Annotated in this window: 15 protein-coding genes; 5 read left to right on the forward strand and 10 right to left on the reverse strand. The window is 45.6% G+C overall.

What is annotated here, in order from left to right:
• Positions 1-83: 83 nt before the first annotated feature.
• Positions 84-1,403: an alpha/beta fold hydrolase gene (locus FKN93_RS07745; RefSeq protein WP_170904796.1), complete on the forward strand. Its 1,320-nt coding sequence runs from the start codon at positions 84-86 to the stop codon at positions 1,401-1,403.
• A 101-nt stretch (positions 1,404-1,504) separates the two neighbouring features.
• Here FKN93_RS07745 and FKN93_RS07750 read toward each other — a convergent pair whose 3' ends face one another.
• Positions 1,505-2,539, reverse strand: a complete 1,035-nt coding sequence (locus tag FKN93_RS07750; RefSeq protein ID WP_158143905.1) for a cytosolic protein — start codon at positions 2,537-2,539, stop codon at positions 1,505-1,507.
• Between the two features lie 60 nt (positions 2,540-2,599).
• Positions 2,600-3,382, reverse strand: coding sequence for a cytosolic protein (locus tag FKN93_RS07755; RefSeq protein ID WP_170904797.1), 783 nt, complete (start codon positions 3,380-3,382; stop codon positions 2,600-2,602).
• A gap of 212 nt (positions 3,383-3,594) precedes the next feature.
• Between FKN93_RS07755 and FKN93_RS07760 the strand changes: the two genes are divergently transcribed.
• Entirely contained in the window at positions 3,595-3,972 is a 378-nt protein-coding gene (locus tag FKN93_RS07760; protein WP_170904798.1) for a hypothetical protein, read from the forward strand.
• A 52-nt stretch (positions 3,973-4,024) separates the two neighbouring features.
• On the forward strand, positions 4,025-4,708 hold the full coding sequence (locus tag FKN93_RS07765) for a DedA family protein (RefSeq protein WP_170904799.1): 684 nt from the start codon (positions 4,025-4,027) through the stop codon (positions 4,706-4,708).
• A gap of 86 nt (positions 4,709-4,794) precedes the next feature.
• On the opposite strand, the gene FKN93_RS07770 is transcribed toward FKN93_RS07765, so the two are convergent.
• From FKN93_RS07770 to FKN93_RS07795, 6 genes are all read right to left on the reverse strand, one after another.
• Positions 4,795-6,657, reverse strand: a complete 1,863-nt coding sequence (locus FKN93_RS07770) for a potassium transporter Kup (protein ID WP_170904800.1) — start codon at positions 6,655-6,657, stop codon at positions 4,795-4,797.
• Positions 6,658-6,915: 258 nt separating this feature from the next.
• Complete coding sequence (gene prpF / locus FKN93_RS07775; protein ID WP_170904801.1) at positions 6,916-8,151, reverse strand: 2-methylaconitate cis-trans isomerase PrpF; 1,236 nt, start codon at positions 8,149-8,151, stop codon at positions 6,916-6,918.
• A 5-nt stretch (positions 8,152-8,156) separates the two neighbouring features.
• Entirely contained in the window at positions 8,157-10,745 is a 2,589-nt protein-coding gene (acnD, locus tag FKN93_RS07780; RefSeq protein ID WP_170904802.1) for a Fe/S-dependent 2-methylisocitrate dehydratase AcnD, read from the reverse strand.
• 51 nt (positions 10,746-10,796) lie between these two features.
• On the reverse strand, positions 10,797-11,927 hold the full coding sequence (prpC, locus tag FKN93_RS07785; RefSeq protein ID WP_170904803.1) for a 2-methylcitrate synthase: 1,131 nt from the start codon (positions 11,925-11,927) through the stop codon (positions 10,797-10,799).
• A 116-nt stretch (positions 11,928-12,043) separates the two neighbouring features.
• Positions 12,044-12,943 carry a methylisocitrate lyase gene (prpB, locus tag FKN93_RS07790; protein ID WP_170904804.1) on the reverse strand — a complete coding sequence of 300 codons (900 nt, stop codon included), beginning with the start codon at positions 12,941-12,943 and terminating at the stop codon, positions 12,044-12,046.
• Positions 12,940-13,635: a GntR family transcriptional regulator gene (locus FKN93_RS07795; protein WP_170904805.1), complete on the reverse strand. Its 696-nt coding sequence runs from the start codon at positions 13,633-13,635 to the stop codon at positions 12,940-12,942. Before FKN93_RS07795 ends, prpB begins: the two co-directional genes overlap by 4 nt.
• 414 nt (positions 13,636-14,049) lie before the next feature.
• Between FKN93_RS07795 and FKN93_RS07800 the strand changes: the two genes are divergently transcribed.
• Together FKN93_RS07800 and nqrM are read left to right on the forward strand one after the other, a co-directional pair.
• Positions 14,050-14,508 carry a NifB/NifX family molybdenum-iron cluster-binding protein gene (locus tag FKN93_RS07800; protein WP_040904326.1) on the forward strand — a complete coding sequence of 153 codons (459 nt, stop codon included), beginning with the start codon at positions 14,050-14,052 and terminating at the stop codon, positions 14,506-14,508.
• A 30-nt stretch (positions 14,509-14,538) separates the two neighbouring features.
• On the forward strand, positions 14,539-14,730 hold the full coding sequence (nqrM, locus tag FKN93_RS07805) for a (Na+)-NQR maturation NqrM (protein WP_004395325.1): 192 nt from the start codon (positions 14,539-14,541) through the stop codon (positions 14,728-14,730).
• A 53-nt stretch (positions 14,731-14,783) separates the two neighbouring features.
• On the opposite strand, the gene FKN93_RS07810 is transcribed toward nqrM, so the two are convergent.
• Together FKN93_RS07810 and FKN93_RS07815 are read right to left on the reverse strand one after the other, a co-directional pair.
• The gene (locus FKN93_RS07810; protein ID WP_004395326.1) at positions 14,784-15,257 is read right to left on the reverse strand and encodes a response regulator; all 474 of its coding nucleotides are present in this window, start codon (positions 15,255-15,257) and stop codon (positions 14,784-14,786) included.
• Entirely contained in the window at positions 15,244-16,590 is a 1,347-nt protein-coding gene (locus tag FKN93_RS07815) for an ATP-binding protein (protein ID WP_233268206.1), read from the reverse strand. The genes FKN93_RS07810 and FKN93_RS07815 overlap by 14 nt, the downstream gene beginning before the upstream one ends.

Consider the following 16,590-nt stretch of genomic DNA (forward strand, 5'->3'; position numbering starts at 1 on the left):
CTATAACCTTACTGATTACTTTTGTGACCCACGATAAGTGACGGCGTCACTAAAAACATAACCATAATCAACAAGGAATAGTGATGCAGCAACACCTGACTGCTTTTATTGACAATGGAGTACACTACACTCCGCACTCTTTTACCCTGCCCTTAAACTACAACGACCCGAACTCAAGCACTATTACGGTTTTTGCACGGGCGATTCGCTTAGTCTCTGATGGCGAGCAACAAAAACCCTGGTTAGTGTATTTTCAAGGTGGCCCTGGCTTTGCGGCGCCGCGTCCTAATGGCTTATCCGGCTGGTTAAAACGCGCCCTACAAGATCATCAAGTCTTGCTGCTTGATCAACGCGGCACCGGTAATAGCTCGGTGATCTCCCACCAAACCTTATCGACCATGAACGCCAATCAGCAAGCAGAATATTTAAGCCATTTCCGCGCTGATAATATCGTACGCGACGCGGAAGCCATTCGTGAAGCGCTCGGGGTTAAGCAATGGGCGATTTTAGGCCAAAGCTTCGGTGGCTTTTGCTCACTGACTTACTTATCCTTGTTTCCTGATAGTTTATCTCGCGCATATATTACCGGTGGCGTGCCATCGTTAACCGCCCATGCTGATGAAGTCTACCGCGCGACGTTTGCTCGTACTTTAGAAAAAAACCACGCCTTTTTTGCCCAGTTCCCCCAAGCGCAAACCTTATGCCAGCGTATAGCCAACCATCTAATAAAAAACCGTGTCAGCTTGCCTAATGGTCAAGTGTTTACCGTTGAGCAGTTTCAGCAGATCGGCATCAACTTTGGTATGAGTGACAGTTTTCTGCCTACTTATTATCTACTGGAAAACGCCTTGATCACGGTCGATGGGCAAGAGACCTTGAGCTATGAGTTTCTTCATCAGATGCTCATGCAACAAGCATTTCAAACCAACCCTATCTACGCCATTTTGCATGAATCGATTTACTGTCAGCACAGCGCTTCGAATTGGTCCGCACAACGTATTCGCCAAGAGTATCAAGTCTTTGAGTATCAGCCTGATCAGACTTTCTTATTTACCGGAGAGATGGTTTTCCCTTGGATGTTTGAACAATACACCTGCTTAAAACCACTGCAAGCGGCAGCACAGCAGCTAGCCGCCAAAAGTGATTGGCCTGCACTGTATCATCCGCAGGTGCTGGCGCAAAATAAGGTGCCGGTCAGTTGCGCGGTTTACGCTGATGATATGTTTGTTGATATGGATATTAGCCGCGCGACCCTTAAGCAAATTGCCAACTCAACAGCGTGGATCACCAATGAGTATGAACACAACGGACTTCGCGCCGATGGTGAGCGAATTTTAGATAAGTTAATCAATATGGGCGATCAAATCGCAGCAAATATTGACGCTCAAAAACGAATGGCTTGATGGCGGTTTAAGCTTGCCGTTAACTTTCGTGACATCCAGATCATAAAAAGCGCCGTTGGCGCTTTTTTCTGTCAACTAATTGCTATCAACTAACTAGGTATTTAACAAAGCAGTTGCTGCAATTTATATTCAACCATCGGATCGCCGGGGACAATCTGTTGAGCAAATTCTAATAACTGCACCGCATCCTGCGGGTTTTCATGCTGATGCTTAATAGCAATATCCACCAAAGGCTGGATATCAATATTGGTTTGATGCTGTTTAATATGCGCATTTTTCTCAGCCATCAATACATGATGCGCGGTACTGAGTAACCCTAAACGATGCCTAGAATTCGCATTGGCTTTATTCAGACACTGATAATAGTCTTCTTTAAAACGCAACGCTCTGGTTTGATGACGAAACTGAGCGATATCAATATGTTGGTGACGAATAAAATCTACCGCCACCTGTTTGTAAAAGCCAAATTGATTGAGATAATTAGCATGAGTGCCATGCCCCATACCAAATACCCTTAAGTGAGTTAATTGCGGGTAGCGTTTCGCATGCAGTCGGTCGATGTGATTCGTCGGGTCGTAAATGATGTACCCCTTCGCATCCCCTAAATCGAGATCGTGATAATCACCCTGCCAGTCATATTGCTGCGCCAGCTGAGTGCTGGATCTGTCGTCCCAAGGGACAATCTGTTGGTTTTTGGTGCTCACCGGATAAAAAAGCAAAACTTGATTTAGCTTTAGTAAATTAGCGAACGCGCCCACCGCAAAGCCACCACGACTCAGCCCATAGCCTAACCGCGACTTAAACGGGCTCAATAAGGTTGATAATTGCTCTAAAAAGAAAATTAAGTTGCGACTACGAAACCAATTACTTTTCCCTAAATGCTGAAAAGCAATAATGTTGACCTCTTGCTTTTGGGCAAGACGATAGCCCCAAGGCGAAAAATTCGAATCTAAGTCCTGTTCCTGTAAATTCGTTCCTGCTGGTGAGAAGGTAAATAACAAGGGTTTATTTAAATCAACAAATTGATATTTCACAAAAATGTCATCAAGTAAATCCTCACCAGACATCGGTAACTTGGCCTGTTGTTCGTCTTTGGAAAGAGACGCCCATTCATCCAGCCAATACAGTAACTTCATTTATCCTCCATCTAAATTGCATTACGCAATTGTGTTTAAAAATACCGTGTATTTCCCCGCTTATTCGGGCTCTTTCCTCTCGAAAAACCACTGCCGAGCTTGTTGATAACAATCATCAACAGCTATCTTTTGTTGATGGATAAACTGCTCAGCGATATGGTTATAAAAACTTAACTTGTCAGTATCATTTGAACGAATACCATGCCCCATGCCGGATATCGGCACTTGAATTAACTCTGGGTAACGTTGAGCATGCAGGGCATCAATGGGATCGTTAGGGTCGTAAATAATATAGCCTTGGGCTGCGCCAAGATCTTTATCATGGTATTTCCCCTGCCAATCAAATTTTTGGGCAGCTTCAGTACTGACACGTGTATCCCATGGCACTCGCTGTTTATTTTTGGTACTCACAGGGTAAAACAGCAGCACATGATTAAGCTGCAGTAAATTGGCAAACGCCCCAATCGCAAACCCACCCCGGCTTAAACCATAACCTAAGCGCAGGGGAAACCGGACCAGTAATGGCGCAAGTTGCTCAAGGAACTCAATCAAACTCGGGCTTCGAAACCAGTTGGTCATTCCTAGGTGCTGAAAAGCAATCACATTAACCTGTTGCTGCTGAGCGAAATCATAACCCCAAGGAACATAATCAGCATGCAACTCTTGCTGACGAACATCACTGCCCGAAGGTGAAAATAGAAATAGTAATGGCTGGTCGATATCCACCAGCTGGTAACGGACAAATACATCATCAATTAAGTTCGAGCCTGTAAAAGGTAATCTAGCTTGCAACGCCGGATGAGAAAGCGATAAAGCTTCATTAAGCCAATACAGTAACTTCATTACTTTCCCCGACGAAAAATCAAACCGCGCACCTTAGCAAAAATTCAACAGAAATGATAGGTTAAGAGATGATCGTTTGTTGAGGTAGTTGAGTACGCTAACCTCGATGAATGAATTAGGGTTATCTCTTGCTCGGGCGGTTAAAAACGCTTTACAGATATGGCTGACACACCGCATACTCTCGGTAATTTCAAGTTACCCACAATCGTCTTATGATCCAGTCTGCTCTGTTTGCATTGTTTATCGCTCTGGTCAGTTTTCCTGACTGGCTTAACTTAAATGCTATTCAAGAGAAACCGCTGGCGGTATCCACTCAGACTCATCACCACTTGGCTAGCGAACAAGCGCATCCTGAACAATATTCACTCGCGGTGATCGCACGCAGTGAGCCAAACCGCGCAACGCCCATTCGCCTAATCTCTGATGATAATGACGATATCGCGCTAAAGAAAGACGCTCCCTTTTATCTTGCTCTTGCACTGAGTGTCGCGGCGATCATATTGTGGTTTTACTTTAGTCAATCCACGCTGTTTTTTATCCGCAAAGCTCTGCGATTTTCCAACCTCTATTCACGTTTCGCTCACGCTTAGCTTTTTTCAATCAAACCGTTCGTTATTATTTTTTTGATTGAGGAAAGGTATTGTGAATACGCTATTGTCTATTTTTTCTGCCTTATGGCATCAAGATCTGATTGCATTACAGCACATCGATCTTTCGTTATTGTATCTCTGCATCGGGTTATTGATTTTTGTTGAGAGTGCTTTCCTACCTGCTGCGCCTTTACCGTGTGATAGCATCGTTATCTTGTGTGGTAGCCTTGCTGCTGTCGGCATTTTGAATTTATACGCCGTGATTGGCGTACTGATCATCGCCGGATGGTTAGGAGGAGCAATGGCATTTTACCAAGGTCATCAATTGAAAGAATGGCGTATGGTGGCTTCTTGGTTAGGGAAAGTTCCGGCTAAACAATGGGATACAACAGATCGTTTAATTCATAAATACGGCATGCTGGCGATGTTTATGGCGCGTTTCTTACCGGTTGTGCGCTCTTTATTGCCGATGGTCATGGGCCTGAGAAATGCGATATCTCCAACGCGTTTTTTATTGGTTACCCCCTTGAGTGCCATCGCATGGGTTCTTTTTCTGGTCTTTTCAGGTTATGGCGTGTCATTACTGCCTGATAACTTATCGAAAATTGCCAATCATATTTTGATTCTCGCCCCGTTGATGACGTTGTTGATTGGTATCGTAAGCCTACTCATTGGTTGGTCTGTCCGCCGACGTGCTCAGCAAAAAATATCGCCTATTCATCGCGAATCAAATTAATAAGCTTTCATTCTCTATTATCAAAAAAGGCCATGTAAACACAGTTACTTGGCCTTTTACTTTTTTCGTAACCTTAATGACAGAGGTTAAATTTCCCGATAAACGCCCATCTCAATTAATCGATCCGAGGGAATATTCAACCGCTCAGACGTTAGTAATGCATGCTTGCTCAGCAAAATAAATAGCTTGGCCTTAAAGTCATGCCATAAGCCGATTTTTTGTGCTTGGATATGCTCAGCAGAAAGGAAAAAAATCGTTTCATTAGGATGGAGAAATAGCCCTTTTAAAGCACAAGAGTGCATCACTTGGTCTATTTCTAAGGTTTCTTGATATCCCGTATGAATGATCACCTGCCAAAACGTCTCTGACAGTTGGGTTATCTCCGCTCGACGACAGGGATGAACATAAGGCTGCGATTCACTTTGAAAAGTCATCAAGACATTACGCTCATGCAACACCTTATTGTATTTTAAGTTATGGATCAGTGACCGAGGCACATGAACGCTCGAACGAGAAAAATACACAGCGGTACGTTGGGTACGTTGAAAGGTTTCCCCTTCGAGTGATGTGATCATTGCCGGTAACGATAAATCACTCCCGGATTGTTCCAATAAACGCTGTTTCTGTTGCTGCCAGATATACATAATAAGGAATACACCACCACCAAGCACGATTGGTAGCCAGCCACCATGACTAAATTTAGTCGATGTCGAGATCAGTAATAATACGTCCAAAGAGATGAAAATAGCGCCCATGACAATGACGTAACGTAACCGCCAATGCCAGCCATAACGCATCACCACCAAGATTAATAATGAAGAGATGGTCATAATCGCAGTTACCGCAATCCCATAAGCGGCGGCTAAATTTGCCGAGGATTTAAAACTCGCCATCACCATCATCACTGAAGCGAATAGTAATAGATTCGCTGCTGGCACATAAATTTGTCCTTGAGAGTGCGCTGAAGTATGAGTGATTTTTAATGGTGGCAGATAACCATAGTTCATCGCTTGACGAGTCAATGAGAAAATACCAGAGATCACCGCTTGAGAAGCGATGATCGCCGCTAACGTTGCCAAAATAATCAACGGCCACAGTAACGAATGGGGGACTAATCCATAGAAAGTTTGCCTTTCTATGCCTTGTGTTTGAAGTAAATACGCACCTTGCCCAAAGTAGTTAAATAGCAAACTGGGTAAAACAATAGTAAACCAAGCCCATCGAATCGGTGTAATCCCAATATGGCCCATATCGGCGTATAACGCTTCAACGCCAGTCACCGACAGTACGACAACACCGAGTATAATTAAGCTATAAGCGCCGTGAGTAGCAATAAAATGCCAAGCGTAATATGGATTTACTGCAGCCAAAACCTGTGGTTGCTTGATGATAGCGATGAAACCTAAAACGCCCAGTGTGATAAACCAGAGCAACATAATTGGCGCAAAAAAACGGCCAATCAACTCTGTTCCCAATACTTGAATAGCAAATAACGCGCAGATGATCGCTAAGGCAATTGGCAAGACATAAGGCGCTAAGCTGGCTTTAGCCACGGCTATCCCTTCAACCGCAGAGAGCACCGACATCGCTGGTGTAATCACCGCTTCACCAAAAAAGAACCCTGCGGCTAATAAACCCAATAGCAGAACCACGGGTTTGAATGAATGAGGACAATGAGTCTTGGCAATACTCGCTAAGGTTAAGATACCGCCTTCACCATTTTGATCCGCTTGGGTGATGAACAATAAATACTTTACCGACACGATGATAATAAATGCCCAAAAGACTAACGAGAGTATTCCCAATACATTGGTTGGATTAATAATAAGGGGATGATGGCTAAAAAACACTTCTTTCAATGCGTATAAAGGGCTAGTTCCAATATCACCATAAACAATACCGACAGCCAATAGAGCAAGCGAAGACGTACTTTTTTGTGATGGTTTCATTTTCCTATTGCGCTTTCAGCGCATCCTATCTGAATAGAGATCCCCCATACTAATCAGATGGATTTAAAGAAAATGTATAAAACAAGACGAGAGATATATAGAAAATATAAAATTTCAGCGCCAAAGGACATTCAGTTGCAGTCAATGCTCAATGAGTCATGCGACTTACCTTTGCTCAACCACTCCTTTTGACAATCAAATCAATTGCTGCACTTAGTATGGCAATAGAGATAGCTCAACACTATCTCCAAAAAATGGTTAAGGCGCAGGAACTCGCACCCAACCCTGCATTAAAATTCGTGCACTGCGACTCATCACCGCTTTAGTGATTTGCCAAACGGGCTGTGTCTGTCCTTCGATAATCATTCCTTCTATCGTCGCGCCGACCGTTAAGGTACCAGAAGGATGACCAAAAGTGACTTGACTTCGTTGACCACCTCCCGCGGCTTGGTTGACGAGCGTGCCAGGAACACAAGCCGCCGCGGCAATCGCAACGGCAGCGGTTCCCATCATCGCATGGTGTAATTTCCCCATTGATAGAGCGCGCACCAAGAGATCAACTTCAGCACTCTCAATCTGCTTTCCACTAGCGGTGAGATAGGCTTTCGATGGCGCTACAAAAGCAATTTTAGGCGTATGTTGACGCGCTTTAGCTTGTTCTAAATGCTCAATCAAACCCATTTTTAACGCGCCATAGGCACGGATCATTTCTAACTTAGCGAGCATTTCAAGATCGGCGTTGACCACCTCTTGCCCTTCATCGCCTTGATAACCCAGTCGGTGAGCATCAAGAAAAATGGTCGGAATCCCTGCATTAATCAACGTCACTTCAATATCACCAAGACCGGGGATAGATAAGCAGTCACGTAAATTCCCTGTCGGAAATATCGCGCCTTGCCCCTCAGCAGGATCTATAAACTCAACCTGAATTTCAGCCGCAGGAAACGCGACGCCATCAAGCTGAAAATCACCGATTTCTTGAACTTGACCGTTGACGATTGGTACATGAATGATCAGCGTTTTTTTAATGTTGGTTTGCCATACTTTTACCTCCACCACACCCTGTTCAGGGATACGAGCAGGGTCAATCAACCCAGCCTCTATCGCAAAAGGACCGACCGCAGCGGAAAGGTTACCGCAATTACCACTCCAATCAATCTGTGGTTGGTCGATAGCGACTTGGCCAAACAGATAATCGACATCGTGATCCGCTTGCTGACTTTTTGAAATCAATGCCACTTTACTGGTACTGGAACTTCCGCCCCCCATACCATCGATCTGCTTGCCATAAGCATCAGGGCTACCGATAACCCTCAACAATAATCTATCGCGATACTCACCGGATGATTGTGCATCAATAGGAAGATCGGAGAGCTTAAAAAACACGCCGTTACTGGTACCACCTCTTAAATAGGTAGCGGGAATTTTTATTTGCCGCGCTGAACCAACGGTACTATCTGAAGCAATAGAGATCTTAGAATTAATATCACTCATAAGGGCTACTCTTTCACTAAAAATTGCTGAGCAAAACGGGGCAATACGCCGCCCGCTTGATAAACGTCGAGTTCATCTTCCGTTTCAAGGCGACAAATCACCGGAATCGAAAAAGAAGACTGATCTCGGCGAGTGATGGTCAACGTAAGTGTGGCATTTGGCTGGATCACTCCGCGGACATCAAATAACTCGCTGCCGTCTAAATCAAGGGTTAAACGGTTCATCCCTGTCATAAATTGCAGCGGCAATACCCCCATACCGACTAAATTGGTGCGATGGATGCGCTCAAAGCCTTCGGCAACGATCGCCTCAACGCCAGCTAAACGTACTCCTTTCGCCGCCCAATCACGAGATGAACCTTGGCCATAATCGGCACCAGCAATAATGATTAACGGTTGTTGACGTTCTAGATAGGTTTCTATCGCTTCCCATAGTCGAGTAACTCGCCCTTCTGGCTCAATCCGCGCTAGCGAGCCTTGTATCACTTCGCCGTTCTCTTTGACCATTTCATTCAATAGTTTGGGGTTAGCAAGCGTGGCGCGTTGCGCTGTTAAATGATCGCCACGATGAGTCGCATAAGAGTTAAAGTCCGCTTCGGGAACACCCATGCTGGTTAAATACTCTCCGGCGGCACTGCTCGCTAAAATCGCATTCGAAGGAGAAAGGTGATCGGTTGTGACATTGTCACCTAAAATCGCTAACGGACGCATGCCAGTTAAACTCGGCTTGCCAGCTAGCGCACCTTGCCAATAAGGAGGGCGTCGGATGTAAGTACTGTTAGGACGCCAATCATAAAGCGGTGATGTTTGCTGAGTCGAATCCTGTAGCTGAAACATTTGAATATACACGTGCTGATATTGCTGCGGCTTAACGCAACTCTCGACCACGGCATCAATCTCTTCATCACTCGGCCAGATATCCGCTAAGTAAATCGGGTTGCCCTGACTGTCCACACCAAGCGCATCTCGCTCAATATCAAAGCGAATACTGCCAGCAATCGCGTAGGCGACGACCAGCGGTGGTGACGCTAAAAAAGCGTGTTTGGCATGAGGATGAATCCGCCCATCAAAGTTACGATTACCAGATAAGACTGCAGTGGTATAGAGATCACGGGCAAGAATTTCTCGCTCAATGGCCGGATCCAACGCACCGCTCATTCCATTACAGGTTGTACAAGCGTAGCCAACAATCCCAAATCCTAGCGTTTCAAGTTCGGTTAATAAGTTGGCTTCTTCTAAGTACAGTTTGGCGACTTTAGAGCCGGGCGCAAACGAGCTTTTCACCCAAGGCTGACGTATCAAGCCACGCTGATTGGCTTTTTTAGCAAGTAATCCCGCCGCGACCAAATTGCGCGGATTACTGGTATTGGTGCATGAGGTGATCGCTGCGATGATCACCGCCCCATCAGGTAAGCCGAATTGAGTACTCTCTTGTCTTAGCGTATGGGCGATACCGCGCTCAACCAATTGTGAGGTAGGTAAACAGCGATGGGGTTGAGAAGGCCCAGCCATGGTGCGTTCGACTTGAGAGAGATCAAAGGTTAAGACTCTTTCATACTGCACCTCGAGCAACTCATCAGCCCATAAGCCAGTCTGTTTAGCGTACTGCTCAACTAACGCGATTTGATCTGGTTCGCGGCCCGTGAGCTGAAGATAACGTAGCGTTTGTTGATCGATATAGAACAAACCCGCGCTAGCACCATATTCTGGCGTCATGTTGGCGATGGTGGCGCGATCGCCAATCGTCAGTTGATGGGCTCCTTCACCAAAAAATTCTAAATAAGCTGAGACCACTCGCTGCGTACGCAAAAATTCGGTTAATGCTAATACAATATCGGTCGCGGTGATTCCAGCTTGGCGCTGGCCGATAAGCTTTACCCCGACAATATCCGGTAAACGCATCATCGATGGTCGGCCGAGCATGACGGTTTCCGCTTCTAAGCCGCCAACACCAATGGCAATAACCCCAAGAGCATTAATATGAGGGGTATGGCTATCGGTCCCCACACAAGTATCAGGGAAGGCAACGCCTTGCTTCAGTTGGATGACTGGCGACATTTTTTCTAAATTGATTTGATGCATAATGCCATTGCCAGCGGGGATCACGCTGACATTTTTAAACGCGTGTTTGCACCATTCAATGAAATGAAAACGGTCTTCATTGCGTCGGTCTTCAATCGCACGATTTTTTGCTAAAGCATCGGCGTCAAAACCAGCGTGCTCGACCGCTAATGAATGGTCAACAATCAATTGCGTTTCGACGATGGGGTTGACTTGCGCTGGATCGCCGCCTTGCTCAGCAATCGCATCACGTAGTCCGGCTAAATCAACCAAAGCAGTTTGACCTAAAATATCATGACACACTACACGCACAGGATACCAAGGAAAATCCCGATCTTGCTTACGCTCAATCAACTGTGTTAATGCTGACGTAAGTTGCTCACCAGGACAACAGCGCACCAGATTTTCGGCCAGTATCCGCGAGGTATAAGGCAGCCTCTGATACGCATCAGGCTTGATGGCGTTAATCGCTGCGCGAGCGTCAAAGTAATCTATTTCGGTTCCGGGTAAGGTTTGTCTAAAACGACTCTTCATTCTCTTTCTTTGATCCTCAGTAATCCATTACAGCGAGTGACAGCGTCACGATTAGCCACGCTGGTCTATCGGAACCCAGTCTTGAGGCTCGGGCCCAATATAGTCCGCGCTTGGACGAATAATCCGATTATTAGCCCGCTGCTCAAACACATGTGCAGCCCAACCCGTTAAACGGCTCAGCACAAAAATTGGGGTAAAGAGTTTGGTCGGAATACCCATAAAGTGATAGGCCGAAGCGTGGAAAAAATCGGCATTACAAAATAAATTTTTCTCGCGCTGCATCACGGCTTCCACTCGTTCAGAAACCGCATAAAGATGGCTATCGCCCACCTGCTCGGATAAGCGCTTAGCCCACTGCTTGATCAAGGCATTACGTGGATCGCATTCACGGTAAATCGCATGCCCAAAACCCATGATGGTCTGCTTCTCCGCCAACATCCGCAGCAGATGTTGCTCGGCTTGCTCTGCCGTCGTCCACGGCTCTATCATCGCCATTGCCGCTTCATTGGCTCCACCGTGTAGTGGTCCACGCAATGAACCAATCGCGGCCGTGATACAAGAATGCAGATCAGACAAGGTGGACGCGCACACGCGAGCGGTAAAGGTTGACGCATTAAACTCATGCTCAGCGTATAAAATTAAAGAACAATGCATAACTTGTTTAAACAACTCACTCGGCGCTTGATCGCTGAGCATTGCCAAAAAATAGCCACCGATAGAATCTTCATCGTATTGCTGAGTATCAACCCTGACTCCATGATGACTGAAACGGTACCAATAAGTAATAATGGCAGGAAAGAGAGCTAACATTCGCTCGGCACTGGCTAACTGCTGAGTAAACTCTTGCTCTGGTTCGATATTACCCAACATCGAGCAGCCAGTGCGTAAGACATCCATCGGATGAGCCGTCGCGGGGATCCGCTCTAATACCTCGGTGAGCGCGGGAGGTAAACTTCGTAAATCCATCAAACGCGCTTTAAAGTTGTCTAACTCACGCTGAGTCGGTAAGTGCCCAATCAATAATAAATGAGCCACTTCTTCAAATTGAGCATGGTTGGCTAAATCGGTAATGTCATAACCGCGGTAGGTCAAACCAGTACCGGTTTTACCCACCGTACACAGTGCCGTGCTGCCAGCACTTTGACCACGTAATCCCGCGCCTGCGGATGAGGGACAAGACATAATGATGAACTCCTTTTCGCATTAAGTTTGGTTGATTCAAGGTTGGAGGTTAAAGCGACAATCCTCTTGTCGCGATAAACCACCTCATTGTGCTTATCATTCCAGCGTAGAAAAGCTTAAGATTTGCCTTTTGAAAATAGCGTATCCAGCGTTTGCTCATAGGCGTGATAATCGAGATAGTGGTAAAGCTCCTGACGGGTTTGCATCCCGTCTAATAACGCCTGTTGATGCTCGTTGTCCAATAGGTGGCGGTAAACCATTTCTGCAGCGTGGTTCATGGCACGAAACGCACTGAGAGGATACAAGGCCATGGCAACGTTAACTTCCGCCAATTGCGCTTTGCTATACAGTGGGGTTTGCCCGAACTCGGTCATATTGGCAAGAATCGGTACGTTTCTTCCGGTTGCCGATTGTAATGCCAAAACAAGCTGTTGATATTGATCCAATTGCGTCATCGCTTCGGGAAACAACATATCGGCCCCCGCCTCAACATAAGCAATCGCTCTTTCAATGGCTTTGTCCATCCCCTCGTTGGCCAGTGCATCAGTACGCGCCATGATCACAAAATCATCATCGTGACGAGCATCGACCGCAGCTTTGAGTCGGTCAACCATCTCCTGTTGGCTAACAATGGCTTTATTTGGACGATGGCCACAACGTTTTTGAGCCACTTGATCTTCCAAATGAACCGCCGCCGCCCCTGCTTTTTCCATTAGCTTGATCGTCCGAGCAATCGAAAACGCGCCGCCAAATCCGGTATCAATATCCACCAATAAGGGTAAATCACAAGCATTCGTGATCCGCTCAACATCGATCAGTACGTCATTTAATGCGGTGATGCCAAGATCCGGCAATCCATAGGATGCATTGGCGACGCCTGCGCCGGATAGATAAATGGCCTGATGGCCGATCTGTTTAGCCATCATCGCGCAATACGCATTAATCGTACCGACAATGGGCAAAGGTTGCTGCTGGTGAAGGGCAAGCTTAAATTTAGCTCCCGGACTGATGCTCATAAACACTCCTTAGTATGGCTGTCGAGCTGAATTTGCTGTTCAATTAAACGCCGGCTGTAAGCAATATGTCTGCGCATCAACATCTCCGCTAACTCTTCATCACGGTGACGTATCGCCTGCAGAATAAATTTATGTTCTTCAAGGGCGGCAATCGGTCGAGAATGAGAACGAGGCGATTTATATCGATACATACGCAGCAAATGGTAAAGCTCATCGCACAGCAACCGAATCAATTGTGGGTTACGACTGGCTTGAATGATTCGATAGTGAAAGTCAAAATCACCGTATTGATGAAAATAGCCCGCCCCATCGACTTGTTCGATATGACGAGAATGCGTGATAAGTAGTTGCTCTAAGCTAGACAATTCGTCTTCGGTAATATGACGCGCCGCTAAACGAGCCGCCATTCCTTCCAACGCTTCTCTTACGCCGTACAGATCCACCAGCTTTTCTTGACAAAGCTTAATCACTCTGGCCCCAACATGAGGAATACGCTCGATTAAACCTAAGCCTTCAATCCGCATCAACGCTTCACGTAAAGGCCCTCGACTGACCTGAAAATGTTTAGCTAACTCAGGCTCAGAGATTTTACTTCCAGGAGCAATGTCGCCAGAGACAATCGCCTCTATCAAAAACTCAGTTAAACTTTCCGATTTAGTATGTTCTTTTTCGTTATCTGCGTGTTTATTCACTTGGCTCTTCTACCTTGCATAAGTCATTACGCTGAGCTCATCAAGCTTATGGGTGGTTAATACGAACAACCTCAACTTGCTGATACCGCTTACCATAAACAAGCAATTGTCGACAATCAAGAAAATCGGCGACAATTTAGACTAAGGTCGCACAAAAAAACATCGCAACAACAATCCAAAAATCGAATAAAAACCTCTTATTTTAAGGGAAAGTTAACTGTTATTGATTGTTACGTCGCATTGTCGATTTATCCCAATGAAATATTGTCGACAATCAATGCGTCTACTTAAAGATGAACCCACGATTTCTTAGATCAGCAAACAGGGAAAATACAAAAAATAATTGGCATATGCTAATTACTAGCGCACAATATTCACTTCTCACTCTTCTCTCACCACAATAGGAATATTGATATGATCTATGCCATTCCCAGCCAAGGTCAAAAACTCAGTCCCCATTTTTCCAAAGCATCCGAATTTTTATTGATTAACTCTGTGACCGAGCAGCAAAGTGTTGTCATCACTGAACCTCATGACCCAGCTCAACGCTGCGCTCAAAAAGCGGCGCTGCTTGAGCTGTTACGGCAACATAAAGTCGATGCTGTAATTGTAAAAAATATTGGTCAGGCGATGCTATCGACGCTATTTAAGCTAGGTATCAAAGTCTTCGCCTATCCAGCTCGCCGCTCATTGGCTCAGCTAACTCTTACTGAACTTCAGGAAATCACTGATCTGGCTTACGCTCGTCCTTCGATTCATAAAAATCAGAAATCCTGCCAAACAAAGCAAGGTTGTCATTCTTCGCAGGCAAGGACTAAACTCAACCCAACAACGTTAAAAAAGTTACAGCGTATTTTTACGATTCACCGCTAACCCATACGAAGAACAAAAGGAGTCATAAACATGGTGTACTTGATCGCTTTTGGTGTTTTTCTATTGATGGTGCTCTTAATGAGCATTGGCGTGATGGCTCGGCGAAAACCGATTCAAGGTAGTTGTGGCGGTCTAGCAAAGGTTGAGATTGATAAAGTCTGTAATTGTAAGACACCGTGTCAAGATCACACTAAATCGACTCAAACCGACGAGCTGAAATAGCAAAAATAGCAAACTCAGCGTGAGCTAATCATCACGCTGAGTTGAGGTTAAATTTAGCGTACGCGAGTTAGCACCACGTTTTGATCCAACTCTTGATGCCACTGCGTGTAATCCAACCCTTTGTCAAAAATAAATTCTGTCACTAGCTGTCTAACACAGGCGATCAACGCTTCTGCACTCCATGGTTTATCAAAATAACGGTTGATGCCTGCGGTGTTTATCGCATTAATCGTATCAGAGTGGGTCGCTTGTCCAGTGAGTAAGACCTTTTTCGTGCCGATAAAACGAGGATCTTGTGTGATCTCGCTGAGTAGTTCAATCCCCGTTTTTCCTGGCATCACATGATCGGAAATAATCAGAGCAATAAACTCACCTTCAGCGTCTAATTCGTCCATCAATTGCAGTACTTCATCTGCTGATTCACAATCTTCTATCTGCAACCAACTCGCTAACGGTTGCAAGTCTTGCAACACCGCACTGAGCACTTCCCTTTGGTCATCGACACAAATAATATTAAGCTTCTCCATATCCATCCTCGACTGGTAGTTTTATCCTGAAAATCGTTTTCTCATGATTGCTTTTGACAACCGTAGTTCCGCCATAACTGGTCACGATACGCTTAACAATCGCCAACCCTAACCCAAGACCAAACGACAACCCCTCTTTTTTAGTGGTAAAACTGGGCTGAAATATTCTCCGCCGTGTGGCTTCATCAATTTCTGGCCCATTATTGGCAATGGTGATCAAAATGCGTTGTTTATCATAACGAGTATGGATATCTATTTCCGGATGCTCGGTTTGGAGCATCGCATCACAAGCATTTTTAATGATATTCACCCACACTTGTACCCATTCGGTCTGCGACCCCTTTAAGATTGGTAATCCGCCGGGACGCATCCGCACCGAGACTCGACGTAAATCACTTTGCAATAATGCTAATGCCCGATTTAGTGTGTCATTCAGATCCAACTGCTCATCAAAATGGATCTCGCTACGCCCTAATTGTTTAACCGATTTAACGATCCCAACCACATGTTTCGAGGCAACACGTAAATCGTGTAAATCACGCCCCATTTGCCAATAGCGAATCGCTAAATGTGGATTGGCCAGCCAATGAGCGGACAGTGTCTCCTCCGGTACTGCCCGAGCTAATTCACGAGCGAGATTTTTCGGCAATTGATAGCGCTGCGCAAAGTGTGCGCCACGTTCGCGCGCTTCACTCGACGACACTTTTTGCCCATACAGCAAACCAAAATCAAAAAACTGACTGGCTTCGGGATGCACTTCATGCAACAACTCGATAAATAAGCTTTCTAACCGTTCTGTTTTACTGCTTACCACGCCAATTGCGTTGTTCAATTCATGAGAAATACCAGCGGCTAACTGACCTAAGGTCGTCATTTGTTCCGCCATATGTAACCGCTCAAGCGCCTTTTCTTTGGCAACCGCTTCTTGCATTGCGCGTCGTTGACGACGCGAAAGCTCAGCCACAATCACGGGCATAAACTGGGTACTCAGCGGACCGAACTGTTGTGGCTCAATCACTGGCGTATGTCGGTCAATCCAACCGAGCTCAACATCAGTTTGCGCAATCACTGTGGAAGACGCTATCCAATGACCAGAAAAAAAACTGTGTACACCGATAAAGGCACCCGCTGAGGCCGAAAAAATCGGAATCGCCTTCCCCTCTTTTTCTCTAAATTGACCGAGTAGCTCACCTGATTTTACGTAATAGAGGCGATCGTTATAGCCATTTTGCTTAAGAATTATCGAGCCACTGGGTAAACAGATGCAGCGCTGAGCATGAGTAAAATAACGCTCAACTAATACCTGCATCTGTGGATCCATGTTTTCCAGCAT

It is taken from the genome of Vibrio sp. A8-1 (assembly GCF_013048685.1).
Taxonomy (GTDB): domain Bacteria; phylum Pseudomonadota; class Gammaproteobacteria; order Enterobacterales; family Vibrionaceae; genus Vibrio; species Vibrio metschnikovii.